This is a genomic window from Xanthomonas arboricola pv. juglandis, from assembly GCF_905367715.1.
Taxonomy (GTDB): domain Bacteria; phylum Pseudomonadota; class Gammaproteobacteria; order Xanthomonadales; family Xanthomonadaceae; genus Xanthomonas; species Xanthomonas arboricola.
The window spans coordinates 2,471,761-2,484,484 of the sequence record NZ_HG999362.1 but is presented as its reverse complement, the minus strand read 5'-3'; the positions used below and the strand labels follow the sequence as shown (position 1 = coordinate 2,484,484).

Here is a 12,724-nt window from a genome sequence, read left to right as displayed (position 1 = left end):
CTGATGGCACTTCAGGCTTTCGGAAAGCGCTTGCGCGCACTGTCGCGCACATCGATATCGAAGGTCACCTGCAACGCCGTCTGTTCGGCAAGGCCAGCACCGGCATCGAAGCTGAAGCGCAATCCCTCGCGGCTGGGCAATTGCCGTGCATGCTGTTCCAGCGCATCGCGCGGCACCGACAACTGCCAATGCTCGGCAGTGCAATTGCAGGCCGCATCACCGTCGCTCAGGCTGACGCTGTGGCGCAGCAGTCGTGCGCCCTGCCCGCTCGGCAAGCGGCTCAGATTCTCGACCGTGCGCCCGGCAAGCAAGTCGGCCAGTTCGGCTTCGTCGATGCGGAAGCGCAGTTGCTGAGCTTCAATCTGGATTTTCATGAATGAGCTGACTCCATTGCTCGGGCGTGTTGCAATTGACGAACGCGGCGCGTTCGCTGGCGGTGACAGCGATGCGATGGCATTGCAGCGCAGCCTGCAGGGCGCGCAGCGAGCGTAACGAAGCGGGGCCGGCCATCAGCGCAGTGAGCGCCTCACGCACAACGCCATCCACGTACAGGCGCATCGGCAGCATCTGGTCTTCAAAGGTAACGCAGCGCCGATGCGGTGGCGCCAGCAGCCGATCCAGCAATGACCGGGACAGCAGCGGCATGTCGACCGGCACCACCAGTGTCGTTGCATCGGCGAGCTGATCGATCACGCTGGCCAGGCCGCCAAGCGGCCCCAGGTCCGGCTGCGCATCGGCAATCCCGGCGTAGTCCGGGCGATCGCCGCTGATCACCACATTGTGCGCGCCGGCATCGCGCAGCAACGCCTGCATGTGCTCCAGCAATGGACGTCCGCGCCACTGCAGCAGCGCCTTGTCCTGCCCCATCCGCGAGGAACGGCCGCCGGCCAACACCACGCCCGTCCATGCAGGCCTCGCGTTCACGCCGCCTGCTCGCCGGCACGGCATCGCACGGCGTGCAAGTGCAGGTTCATGGCGTAATCGCCGGTGCAGCCGGCTGCAGATGGCCCAGCCCGAACACCTGCGCTGTCGTACCGGGCGCGGCGCCTTCGTCCTGCGGCTCCAGTACCGCCCACGCATTGGCCTGCAACAACGGCGCCACGCGGAACGACTCCTGCTGCGGCAGGATCTGCACGCAGAGCACGCCGGCAGCGCTGCAGGTCAAACGTGCGCGCAGGTGCTGCCGCCACAGCGGTCGTGCCTGCATCGGCGTCTCCAGCGCAACCTGCAAGCCGCGCTCGGCAGGCATGCCAAGCAAACCGCGCAGCGCCGGCTCAACGAAAAAGCGCAGCCCGGCAGCGCTGGCCATCGGATTGCCCGGCAAACCGACATACAGCGCACCGTCTCCGAAGCGCGCCAGCAACACCGGCTTGCCCGGCCGCACCGCAACCTTGTGGAACAGCACCGCCGCGCCATGCCGTGCCAAGGCATCGGGCACGAAATCGTAGCGCCCGCGCGACACCGCACCGGTGCTCAGAATCACCTCAGCGCCCGCATCGCGCGCCTGCCCAAGCGCCAGATCGAAGCCAGCATCGTCATCGCCCACCTGTCCATGCCAGACCAGTTCGGCACCGGCTGCACGCAGCTGGCTGAGCAGATAGCTGCTGGTGCCATCGCGAATCTGGCCAGGCCGCAACGGCTGCGCCGGATCGCCGATCAACTCGCGGCCGGTCGCAATCAAGGCCACACGCGGACGCCGCACCACCTGCACACGCGCACAGCCCAGCCCGGCCAACAGCATCAGGTGCGCGGCGCGCAGCACGGTGCCGGCCTCGATCACGCGATCGTGCAAGGCCACATCTTCCCCACGTCGACGAATATGCTGACCGGCGCGGATATCGGCGCGCAGCCGGATGCGACCGGGCCGCGCGTCATCGTGCGCCAGCACGTCCACCTGCTCGATCGGCACCACGGCATCGGCACCTGCGGGCAAGCCGGCACCGGTCATGATTTCCCACGCGCTGCCCGCCGTGATGCCACCCACATCCTCGCCTGCGGCGACGGCGCCACCGATCACATGTTCGCTGCCGGCGATCGCGCCACGGCCGGCCGTGACCAACGCAAATCCATCCATCGCGCTGTTGTCGAACGCCGGCAACTCGGCCGGGCTCGACAACGCCTGCGCGAGCACACGCCCCTCGGCATCGGCACTGTCCACCCACTCGCCGACAAGCACGGCGATCTGCTGATGGACAATCGCAAGTGCGTCGGCGTAGCTGATCATGAGCAAGGCACGGTCGACCGGTGGATGACCTGGCTAGGATACCGGCCCCCGACGCGGCCGGTACAGGCGCCGCGATCGCGGCATCACCGCATCCTGCTGCATGTGCGCCCTCGTCTCGACCAGTGCGCACGTCGCTTGAAGCCGCTAGAACGCAGCGCCTACACGGCAGATCGCACAGTGACACCCAGTTCCCCCACGGTATTCATGCCGCATGCAACTCGTTGACCTTGTGGGCTGGCTCGCCAGTGCCGTCCTGATTGCCACCTTGATCCGCCAGATCTACAAGCAATGGCGCTCGGATGCGGCACAGGGCGTTTCGCGCTGGCTGTTCATCGGCCAGATCAGCGCCTCGGTGCTGTTCATCCTCTACAGCTACCTGGTCGGCAATGCCGTGTTTATCGTCAGCAACGTGTTAATCCTGCTGACCGCCCTCACCGGGCATGTGCTGCACCGGATCAAGCAGCGTCGGATGGAGCGTCACGCGGGCAGTATCGGCTAGCGCTGCCGCGTCACTCAGCGCTTTTATTCGCCAGCTTGCGCGGTTTGGTGGGTGCGATTGATTTGCTGGCGGCAGACCGCGTTGCGGCCTTTTTCGCCGCAGTCTTGGGCGTTTTCTTCGTCGTGGACTTGCGTGCCGGGCGTGCCTTTGCCACGGCACGCTTTCGTGGCCTGGGCACGGCCTCGGCCTGCGTTGCTGGCTCGGCTACCGCTTCGGGCACACGCACGCTGATCCAGGTCGGCGCATGATCGCTGGCCTTTTCCAGTGCACGTACCCACTTGTCCACGCCGGCGTCCTGCAGCCCGGGCGCCAGGGTGCGATTGAGCAGCAGGTGGTCGATGCGCAAGCCGCGATCGCGCGCAAAATGCTGGCGAAAATAATCCCAGAAGGTGTAAATCGGCGTTTCGCCATGCACTGCAAGCAGGCTGTCGGTCCAGCCCTGCTCGAGCAGGGTCTGGTACGCCTGACGACTCTCCGGCTGCAGCAACGCATCCTTGCGCCAGCCCTTGGGGTCGTAGATGTCGGCATCGGTCGGCACCACGTTGAAATCGCCGATCAGTGCTACCGGGTGCGGCAGGTCCACCAGCGTCCTGGCGTGCCGGATCAGGCGTTGAAACCACGCCAGCTTGTAGTCGAACTTCGGCCCGGGCTGCGGATTGCCATTGGGCAGATACAGGCAGGCCACCACCACCCCGTGAATTGCAGCTTCCAGATAACGACTCTGCGTATCGCCGCGGTCCCACGGCAGCCCGCGACGGATTTCCACCGGATCGGCGCCGCGCGCCAGCAATGCCACACCGTTCCACGACTTCTCGCCTTGCCAGATCACGCCGTAGCCGGCATCGCGGATCGCCTGTTGCGGAAAGGCGTCCTGCGTGGCTTTCAATTCCTGCAAGCCGACGATGTCCGGTTGCTCGCGCTGCAACCATTCCAGCAGATGCGGCAGCCGGCTAGTGATGCCATTGACATTGAATGTCGCGATCTTGCGGGTGGTGGCGGACATGGATGAGCGACCAGGCGTGCGTAGTGAATCAGCATCGCCGTCATGGCATTAAGCAGATGCTCAAGCGAGGTGAAGCTCCGCTGCAGATCGGCGCACGCGCTCACGCCTCGCAGACCATCAGCCTCCGTAGCCTGGCCCCACTATTCATTATTGGAGATCGCATGCGACAGTCCGCACTCTGGATCGCCCTGCTGTGCGCCGGTTGCTCGCGCAGCCCGCCTTCGGTTACCCCACCGGGCGCGCCTGAAAGCGCCAAGACCAATGTGCTGGAAGCCGGCGCCAGGGTCCTGCAACCGACCGGGCCGGTCGGCAAGCTCGACATCTACCTGGTGGGCTTCCATCCGATGAAAGACGCACCAGATGTACAGATGGAAGCGCATCACTACTGCCATCAGGTCAATGAAGACCTGGCGCAATGCGCACTCTACGACGGCAATACCGATCAGGCCAACCTGACCGGCATCGAGTACATCATTTCCGAACAACTGTTCGCGCAGTTGCCGCAGCACGAGCGCAGCTTTTGGCATCCGCACAATGGCGAAATCCTGTCGGGCCAGCTGTCCGCGCCCAACCTGCCGCTGGTCGCAGAGAAAGAACTGATGCGCAGCAAGCTCAACAGCTATGGCAAGACCTGGCACACCTGGCACTCGCGCAACGGCACCGCCGCGGGCGATGCATTGCCGCTGGGCAAGCCGATGCTGGCCTGGTCGTTCAACCGCGATGGCGAGGTCCAGCAACCGCTGATCGATCAGCGCGACAAGCTGGCTACGTTCTCTACTGCGCAACGTCGCGCCAACCGCCAGGACCTGACCCCGCTGGCAAAGCCGCAGCACGGCGTGGATGCCCTGCGGCCGCACTTCGGCAATGCCGAACCGATTTCCGGGGTGGTTGACGCAAGCACCCCATCCGACTGAATCCTCAAAACCTGACCGCCCGTTGCAACTGCAATCGGGCGGCAAGGTATTCGAAGTCCATCGACAAGGTGCAGACAAGCGGACGCGATCTCAAACATCCATACCGTCACGCAGCCGCCGTAACGCCTTGCCCATCCACAGATGCCGGGCACGCTGCAAGCGCTCGACCGATGGCTGAGCGCTCTCCCGCCCATCTGCACCCTGCAGGCTCAACGTGACACAACTGCCCTCGCATGCAGGCGCAGTCTGCACATGCAGCAACACGCCCAGCTGCAGGCCGCGATCGCCATCAACCTGGTAACGCACCGATTCACCCAGGCGCGCCTCACCACGCTGCAACCCGACAACACCGCGCCGACACCAGGTTGCCTGCAGCGCCCAGCGCGATGCATGTCCATCGCCAGCGACCAGCTCCGCCACTCCATGCAGCATGCGGCGCTGCACATTGGCATCGCACCACGCATCCAGGATCTGGTGCGGCTCGGCACGGATGATCAGGCGATGCATCCACAGCATAGGGTCTTCAGCAGCGGCAACCGGTGTTGCCGGCAATCCAGGCATGTCTCAGCGCCCAGCACCCTTGCTACTGGCCTGCAGCGTCTTGGCAGCCGCCAGATGCTCCGCGACATGGCTGCGCGTGGTCTGCAGATGCGCCAGCACCTGTGGCGTCTTGGCCGCAGGAATCAGTTGCTTGTCCAGCGCCGCTAGTGCATCGGTGTGGTCCTTGACCATTGCCGTAACGTAGGCGGTCTCGAAGGCCTTGGTATCGAGCTTCTGCAACATCGCCAGTTCGGTCTTGCCCTTGCTCGTCTGCGCCGTGGCAGCGGCAGCAGACAGGTCCGGCGACCACTTGGCCAGCTTCTGATTGTTGTCGGTATGCTCCTTGACCATCTGCATTGCATAGTCGCGCACGCCACCTTGCACCTGCTTCTGCAGCGCCAGATTGGCCGCACCGATTTCACTGGTATTGATGGCGCTCAGGGTGCCCAGTGCCTCACGCTCCTTCGCGCTTGGGGCGCTATTGCCCGCCTGTTGCTGCGTGGTGGCGGGCATGCCGGCCTGCGTTGCATTCTGCGCATGCGCAGCAGTGGCGATACCTAGACACAGGGTCAGCGCCGCAAACATCGGGTGACGTACTTTCATGTGAATCTCCAGCCAGAAGGTGTGCCTCCATGCTGGACCTCATTGCGTGACCCGATCGTCGTACCGGTGTCGAAAGATGGAGAGGAAACGGTGCTGCAACGCACTACGTTTCACATTGAATGAAGGTGGTATGGCGTCCTTGTTCGGGTCGTCGCAACATACAGGCCGTTGCGTTGCGACACCGGCCTCTGTTACGACAGAACATGGCTCGGACGTCAGACTGCGTTGGAATACCCAGCACTCAGCACCGCCGATGCTGCGGTCAAGCGCTGTACGCGCGTGCACAGCGGGCGTAATGGTGTCTCAGTAGGTCTAGCATTATCACTCTGACCGATCCGCATATCTGCGGAGATGGCCGACCCCGCTGATCGATTACATGCAGCGACTGCGTGCTAGGCAGGATCCCTGTGTGCACCGCTATGCGATGCCAAGGGCAAGCCGGCGCTACCGTAATGCTGCGCCAGCTTGCTGCCGGTCGATGTTATGGATGCGCGGAGTGGGCGCAGGCCACCCACTTGCGGCAACACCCGCGCATCGAAGACTGCTATGTCAGGCGCCGGGATCCGCAGGGCCCAACTGATGCGCCGACAGGATTTCGTCGATGCGTTTGACGATTTGCGCCGCCTGCTCCTGCGACTCTGCGGCAGCAGTGATCTTCTCTGCACGTGCATGGAATACATCCCAGAAATCGTCCGGATGCTGGCGACGAATATCAGGCAATGCATCGGCAAGTTGTTTCAATTGCGCGTCGATATCGGGGGTCATTGAGGGTCTCCTTGTGTGCCCACGCTACCGCCGTGCTGGTGAGCCTGATGCCAACATGACAATCCCGTGCATCGCACGGCCTGTGTTTGCGCGACAATGACGCCATGAGCAGCTACGACATCTCCCCCGCAGACGCCCGCCTGCGCGCCCTGCAAGGCGCCTTGCTGATCGATATCCGGCAGTTGCACGAACGTGCCGGCGGCCAGGCCGAAGGCGCGTTGGCGATTGCGCAACACGATCTGGAAACCGCACCCGCACAGCATCTGTCGGAGCAGGCGCGCGAGATCGTGCTGATCTGCCAGAGCGGCAAGCGCTCGGCACACACGGCGGAGATCCTGCGCGCGCACGGCTATACACAGGTGTCTTCGGTACTCGGTGGCACCGCCGCGTGGACCGGCGCCGGCCTTCCCTTGGTGCGCCCTACCCTGCCGCCCGACGAGCAGGATTTTCTCGAGCGCTATTCGCGCCATCTGCGCCTGCCGCAGGTCGGTCTGGAAGGCCAGCAGCGTCTGGCGCGTTCGCGCGTGTTGCTGGTCGGTGCAGGTGGGCTCGGCTCGCCGGCGGCGTTCTATCTCGCTGCCGCCGGGGTCGGCCACCTGCGGATCGCCGATGACGATGTGGTGGACCGCAGCAATCTGCAGCGCCAGATCCTGCATGTGGAAGACAGCGTCGGCGTTGCCAAGGTCAGCTCGGCCGCGCAGCGCATTGCCGCGCTCAATCCACGCGTGCAGGTCGAAGCGCTGCAGGCACGCGTGACTGCCGGCAATGTCGAAGCCCTGCTGAAGGACGTGGATGTCGTGGTCGACGGCGCCGACAATTTTCCTGCGCGCTATCTGCTCAACGATGCCTGCGTCAAACTCGGCAAACCGCTGGTCTACGGTGCGGTACAGCAGTTCGAAGGGCAATTGAGCGTGTTCGATGCCGGCCGCAAGCGCGGCCATGCACCGTGCTATCGCTGCCTGTTTCCGGAGCCGCCGCCGCCCGAATTCGCCCCCAGCTGCGCCGAGGCCGGCGTGCTGGGCGTGCTGCCCGGGGTGATCGGATTGCTGCAGGCCACCGAGGCGATCAAGTTGCTGCTGGGCATCGGCGATACCCTTACCGGGCGCTTGCTCAGCTTCGATGCATTGGCAATGCGCTTTCGCGAAATCCGGCTGCCGCCCGACCCGCATTGCCCGGTGTGTGCTCCCGGTGCCGCATTCACTGGGTATGCCGACTACGCCGCCTTCTGCGGCAGCACAGTCGGCTGAGAACGGCCTGATCGGTGCTGGTTGCAGCCTCGCGTCCGGACGCCGCGTTCCCGCGTGTGACATGGACGGGGCGGTCTGCCACACCGGGCTGCGCCATCCATGTGGTTGCCATCAGCTCGCGCAGCGTCGGCGTTTAGTGCCGAAGGCGCGAAAGGACCGGCGTGCAGCCGGTAGCGCCCGCCTGGCGGCGAGCGCGGCCCCGCCGGTTGTCGCGCGTGCTGCACCAAACACTCAAAGCGCGTAAGGAATCACCCGCACGATCTCGCCCGCCTCGAAGCGCCGCGCCTGCTCAGGCAACACAATCAAGGCATTGCTGTCGGCCACGCCACGCAGCAGATGCGATGCATCACCACGATGCGGCAACGCCGTCAGACGCCCGTCTTCGCCGCACTCCAGCCGCCCGCGCAGGAACTCCAGGCGCTCGTGGCGTTTTTCCCACGGACTGGCCAAGGCTGCGTGCCACAGCGGGCGCGGCTCGCTACGTCCCTGCAGACCATCCAGCAGCGGCACGCCGTAGGCGATCAGCGTCGCCAGCACCGAGACCGGATTGCCCGGCAGGCCCAGCACCAGGCAGCGGCCGATCTGGCCCAGCACCGCCGGCATGCCCGGGCGCATGCGCACGCGCCAGAAGTGGATGCGGCCCAGTTCGCCGATCAGCTGCGGCAGATAATCCTTTTCCCCCGCCGAGACGCCGCCGCAGGTGATCACCACATCGAAGGCCGCAGCCGCGTCCTCCAGCATGGTGCGGATACGTTGCGGATCGTCCGGCAGGGTCGGCCATGCGGTCGGCGCGTAGCCTAGTGCGCGCAGCTGCGCCATCAGCATGTCGCGGTTGCTGTTGTAGATCTGTCCCGGCCCCAACGGCATGCCCGGCTCCACCAGCTCATCGCCGGTGGGCAGCACCGCAATGGTCGGCCGGGGCGCCACCGCAAGCCGCGACAGACCGAGCGCAGCCGCCAGTCCGATCCGCGCAGGCGTCAACACTTGGCCACTCTGTACCACCAGATCGCCCGCGCGCACGTCACTGCCGGCCTGGCGCACCGCCGCACCCGGCGCAGGCATGCTATGGAAACGCACCACGCCATCGCGTTCCTGCGCATCCTCTTTCGGGATCACCGTATCGGCACCATCGGGCAGCGGCGCACCGGTGGTGATGCGCAGGCATTGGCCGGCGCTCAGCGTGCCGGTCCAACGCTCGCCAGCGAACTGCTCGCCGACCAGTTGCAACGCCGCATCGCCGCCAGCGACATCGGCATGCCGCAACGCGAAGCCGTCCATCGCGCTGTTGGCAAAAGGCGGCAACGCGATCGGTGCGATCAGATCGGCAGCGCTGATCCGCCCGTCGGCACGCGAGGTGGCGATGTTCTCGTCGGGCGGACGGCTGTTGGCGGCGACGGCCTGCAGGATCTGCAGCGCCTGTGCATAGGGAATGCGGGAGGGATAGTCGGTCATGGCACGCAGGATACCAGTGCACCACGACGACTCAGAATGCCAGGCATTGCCACTGCATATGCCAGAAGGAATCACCACACTTTTCTGGCGTAGCTCGCGGCACTCGACCACGGCAGTCGCAGGCGCTGCGGCCACTCCACCTGACGATCATTCGCCAGGCGCGCACCGTTCGCTGCTTACTTGCCCTTGACGTGCTTCATCAACCGCCTTTTGCGCGCCACCTGTCGTTCGGTGAGCGTGTTCTTCTTGCCCTCGTACGGATTGGCACCTTCGCGGAAGATGAAACGCACCGGCGTGCCGACCAGCTTGAAGCGCTTGCGGAAAAAGTTTTCCAGATAACGCTTGTAGGACTCCGGCAGCACCTTCAGGCGCGTGCCGTGCACGATGAAGGTCGGCGGATTTGCGCCACCCGGATGCACGTAACGCAGCTTGGACACGTGGCCACGGATGCTAGGCGGCGGATTGGTCTCGTAGGCGATTTCCAGCGCCTGGTTGACTTCGCTGGTGCTGAACTCGTGCGTGGCCGACGCGTGTGCACGGTGGATCGCCTGAAACAACTCGCGCATGCCCGAGCCGTGCAGCGCGGAAATCCGTACCGCCTCGGCCCAGCTGACAAAGCCCAGCTTGCGCGACAGCAGGTCTTCGGCCTGCGCGCGCTGGTAGTCGCTCTGCCCGTCCCACTTGTTGATCGCCACCACCAGGGCGCGGCCAGCGTCCAGGATAGCGCCCAGAATGGTCGCGTCCTGGTCGGTGACGCCTTCGCCGGCATCGAGCATCAGCACCGCAACCTGGCATTGCTCGATCGCCTGCAGCGTCTTGAACGCGCTGAACTTCTCCACCGCCTCCTCGACCTTGCCGCGGCGACGCAGGCCGGCCGTATCGATCAAGCGGTACTGGCGCCCATCGCGGTCCATGTCCACGGCGATCGAATCGCGCGTGGTGCCCGGCACTTCCGAGGCAATCATGCGTTCTTCGCCGAGCAGGCGATTGACCAGCGTCGACTTGCCCACATTCGGGCGGCCGACGAAGGCGATGCGCACACGCGCCGGGTCGGTATCCAGCAGCTCGCCGGCACCTTCCTCGGGCAGACGTGCGCCGACTTCCTCGAGCAGCTCGTCGATGCCCTGCCGATGCGCGGCAGACAACGCCACCACATCGGAGAACCCGTAGCGCGCAAACTCCGAGCGCACGGTCTCCTCGTCGGTGCCGTCGATCTTGTTGATGACCAGCACGGTCGGCCGCGCCAGCTTGCGCAGCCAGGCCAGGATCTCGTCGTCCAGCGAGGAGGCGCCTTCGCGGCCATCGACCACGAACAGCACCAGATCGGCTTCGCCGGCAGCGGCGCGGGCCTGGCGCGCGGTGGCGCCGGCCAGGCCCTCCTCGTCGCCGGCGATACCGCCGGTATCGACGACGATGAACGGGCGTTCCTCGTCGAGACGACAGACCCCGTAGTTACGGTCGCGGGTGACGCCGGGCTGGTCGTGGACCAGCGCGTCACGGGTGCGCGTCAGCGCATTGAAGATGGTGGACTTGCCGACATTGGGCCGTCCGACCAGGGCGACCAGGGGCAGCATCGCGAAGTCCTTATTGTGCCAACCGGAAGGCGGTGATATCGCCATCGGTGTTTTGTACCAACAGAATGCCGTCCACGACGATCGGCTGCGCCAGCAGCGTGTCGCGTCCAGCGCGAGCGCGCGCGGCCAGTGCACCGTCGCTGAGTTTCAGCCAGTGCAGATAGCCCTTGTAATCGCCGACCACAGCGTAATCGCCCTGGATAGCGACGCCGGTCAGGGAGCGACGCGCCAGCGCGGCCTGCGACCACATCGCCGCACCGCTGCTCTTGTCCAGGCCCCAGACCGAGCCGGCGTTGTCGGACACCACCACCACCGCCGACGACACGCCAACGCCACCGGCGCCGCCGTGATCGCGCGTCCACAGCGGACGGCCGCTCGGGCCTTCCAGTGCGAGGGTTTCGTTCTTGAAGCTGGTCGCATACAGCGTGGTGCCGTCGAGCACCGGGGCACCGTCCACATCGGACATGCGCTCCAGCTCGGTGCGGCCTTCCGGCACGCCGATCGCCTGTTCCCACAACGGGCGGCCGTCCTGCAGCGCCAGGGCGCTCAAGGTGCCGCTGTCGTTGCCGACGAAAAGCACGCCCGGGCCGGTCACGATCGGCGCATTGCCGCGCACCGACAGGGTCGGGCCTTCTTCGGCATGGAACCAGCGGCGCTCGCCGGTAGCCGCGTCGAAGGCACTGACGCGACCATCGTTGCTGCGCACCAACACCAGGTTCTGTGCAATCGCCGGTGCAGCGATGACTTCGTTCGGCACCTTGGCACGCCATTTTTCGGTGCCATCGGCCTGGTTCAGCGCAATCACGTCGCCAGATAGCGTGCCGATCACCACCAGGCCTTCGCCGACGCCAGGGCCACCGGACAGGCGCTGCTTGAACTTGCGATCGTTACGCTCTTCCTTCTTGGGCTTGTATTCCCACACGCGCTTGCCGGTCTGCAGGTCCAGCGCCTGCACGCCGCCGGTAATCGCCGCGGCGTACACCTTGCCATCGGCCACCGCCGGACGTTGGCGCACGCCGATATGGCCTTCGCCCTTGCCCACGCCGTTGGACCAGATCTTGTCGACCTTGACCGACGGCTCGAACTTGACCAGCTCGGCAGGTTCCTGCGCTTTCTTGGCAGCAGCGTCCTTCCCGGCAAACCAGCCCTTGACGGTGCTGCAACCGGCCAGCGACACGCCCATCAGGGCGATCAATGCAATGCGCTTGTACATATCAACCTGCTTCATCAAATCTGCTCCGCCGGATCGGGCACCTTGCCGCCCACATCCATCAGCTTGGTTTCCAGCAAACGGCGCTGCGGCGAGGCCACGTCCACCGTGGTCAGGGCCTTGGCGTAGAGCGCACGCGCCTCATCCGGCTTGCCCTGCACGACCAGCGCATCGGCGCGGATCTCCAGGCTGGTGTGGTCCTGCGCATCGGCCAGCAGCTTGATCGCTTCGTCCGGCTTGCCGCTTTCGGTCAACACACGCGCCAGGCGCTGCTGCACGATCTGCTTGAGCTCGCCTTCGGCAGGCACGTCGCGCAGGGTCTTGATCGCTTCGGCATGCTTGCCGGCATCCACCTGGGCCTTGGCCAGACGCAATGCAGCCAGTTCGGCGTAGACACCGCCCTTGCCATCGTCAAGCGCCACGATGTCCTTGGCCGCCTTGTCCAGGCCCTTGCCCTGGATGGACTTGACCACCGCTTCGTAACGGGTATTGGCTTCCACCGATTGGGTGGCGGTGTGCTTCTGCCACCACTGCCAGCCCAGGATCAGGGCCAGGCCCACCACGACGCCGCCTACCAGCCCTGCGCCATTCTTTCTCAACCAGGAACGAACGCGTTCGCCTTGTTCGTGTTCGTCCAGCAGATCGTCGATCGCCATGCGTACTCTCGCTCCGTCATCCCGGAGGCGCGGAACA

General features: G+C 65.2%; 14 protein-coding genes. 3 read left to right on the top strand and 11 right to left on the bottom strand.

What is annotated here, in order from left to right; all coding sequences use genetic code 11:
* Positions 1–11: 11 nt before the first annotated feature.
* The 3 genes from KHN93_RS10840 to KHN93_RS10830 are packed head-to-tail and all read right to left on the bottom strand — an operon-like array spanning position 12 to position 2,224.
* Positions 12–374, bottom strand: a complete 363-nt coding sequence (locus tag KHN93_RS10840; RefSeq protein WP_047128696.1) for a hypothetical protein — start codon at positions 372–374, stop codon at positions 12–14.
* Positions 358–948 carry a molybdenum cofactor guanylyltransferase gene (locus KHN93_RS10835; RefSeq protein ID WP_212579559.1) on the bottom strand — a complete coding sequence of 197 codons (591 nt, stop codon included), beginning with the start codon at positions 946–948 and terminating at the stop codon, positions 358–360. Before KHN93_RS10835 ends, KHN93_RS10840 begins: the two co-directional genes overlap by 17 nt.
* Before the next feature lie 22 nt (positions 949–970).
* Positions 971–2,224, bottom strand: a complete 1,254-nt coding sequence (locus KHN93_RS10830) for a molybdopterin molybdotransferase MoeA (protein ID WP_212579558.1) — start codon at positions 2,222–2,224, stop codon at positions 971–973.
* A gap of 211 nt (positions 2,225–2,435) precedes the next feature.
* On the opposite strand from KHN93_RS10830, the gene KHN93_RS10825 reads away from it, so the two are divergent.
* Entirely contained in the window at positions 2,436–2,723 is a 288-nt protein-coding gene (locus tag KHN93_RS10825; RefSeq protein WP_024940800.1) for a PQ-loop domain-containing transporter, read from the top strand.
* A gap of 10 nt (positions 2,724–2,733) precedes the next feature.
* Here KHN93_RS10825 and xth read toward each other — a convergent pair whose 3' ends face one another.
* Entirely contained in the window at positions 2,734–3,726 is a 993-nt protein-coding gene (gene xth / locus KHN93_RS10820; protein ID WP_104559672.1) for an exodeoxyribonuclease III, read from the bottom strand.
* A gap of 161 nt (positions 3,727–3,887) precedes the next feature.
* On the opposite strand from xth, the gene KHN93_RS10815 reads away from it, so the two are divergent.
* A complete protein-coding gene (locus KHN93_RS10815) occupies positions 3,888–4,640 on the top strand; it encodes an OBAP family protein (RefSeq protein WP_102254442.1) in 753 nt (250 codons plus the stop codon).
* A gap of 90 nt (positions 4,641–4,730) precedes the next feature.
* On the opposite strand, the gene KHN93_RS10810 is transcribed toward KHN93_RS10815, so the two are convergent.
* The 3 genes from KHN93_RS10810 to KHN93_RS10800 form a co-directional block, all read right to left on the bottom strand.
* On the bottom strand, positions 4,731–5,156 hold the full coding sequence (locus KHN93_RS10810; RefSeq protein ID WP_104559673.1) for a hypothetical protein: 426 nt from the start codon (positions 5,154–5,156) through the stop codon (positions 4,731–4,733).
* Between the two features lie 48 nt (positions 5,157–5,204).
* Entirely contained in the window at positions 5,205–5,783 is a 579-nt protein-coding gene (locus KHN93_RS10805; protein WP_104559674.1) for a DUF4142 domain-containing protein, read from the bottom strand.
* 549 nt (positions 5,784–6,332) lie between these two features.
* Complete coding sequence (locus KHN93_RS10800) at positions 6,333–6,548, bottom strand: hypothetical protein (protein ID WP_016904861.1); 216 nt, start codon at positions 6,546–6,548, stop codon at positions 6,333–6,335.
* Positions 6,549–6,652: 104 nt separating this feature from the next.
* Between KHN93_RS10800 and moeB the strand changes: the two genes are divergently transcribed.
* Positions 6,653–7,795 (top strand): molybdopterin-synthase adenylyltransferase MoeB, encoded by a 1,143-nt coding sequence (moeB, locus tag KHN93_RS10795; RefSeq protein ID WP_104559778.1) that lies wholly within the window; start codon positions 6,653–6,655, stop codon positions 7,793–7,795.
* A 231-nt stretch (positions 7,796–8,026) separates the two neighbouring features.
* Here the strand turns inward: moeB and KHN93_RS10790 are convergent, their stop codons facing one another.
* The 4 genes from KHN93_RS10790 to KHN93_RS10775 form a co-directional block, all read right to left on the bottom strand.
* Complete coding sequence (locus KHN93_RS10790) at positions 8,027–9,247, bottom strand: molybdopterin molybdotransferase MoeA (RefSeq protein ID WP_104559675.1); 1,221 nt, start codon at positions 9,245–9,247, stop codon at positions 8,027–8,029.
* 176 nt (positions 9,248–9,423) lie between these two features.
* Complete coding sequence (gene der / locus KHN93_RS10785; RefSeq protein WP_016904421.1) at positions 9,424–10,821, bottom strand: ribosome biogenesis GTPase Der; 1,398 nt, start codon at positions 10,819–10,821, stop codon at positions 9,424–9,426.
* 10 nt (positions 10,822–10,831) lie between these two features.
* On the bottom strand, positions 10,832–12,049 hold the full coding sequence (gene bamB / locus KHN93_RS10780) for an outer membrane protein assembly factor BamB (RefSeq protein ID WP_212579557.1): 1,218 nt from the start codon (positions 12,047–12,049) through the stop codon (positions 10,832–10,834).
* The gene (locus tag KHN93_RS10775) at positions 12,049–12,687 is read right to left on the bottom strand and encodes a YfgM family protein (protein ID WP_212579556.1); all 639 of its coding nucleotides are present in this window, start codon (positions 12,685–12,687) and stop codon (positions 12,049–12,051) included. Before KHN93_RS10775 ends, bamB begins: the two co-directional genes overlap by 1 nt.
* Between the last annotated feature and the right edge of the window lie 37 nt (positions 12,688–12,724).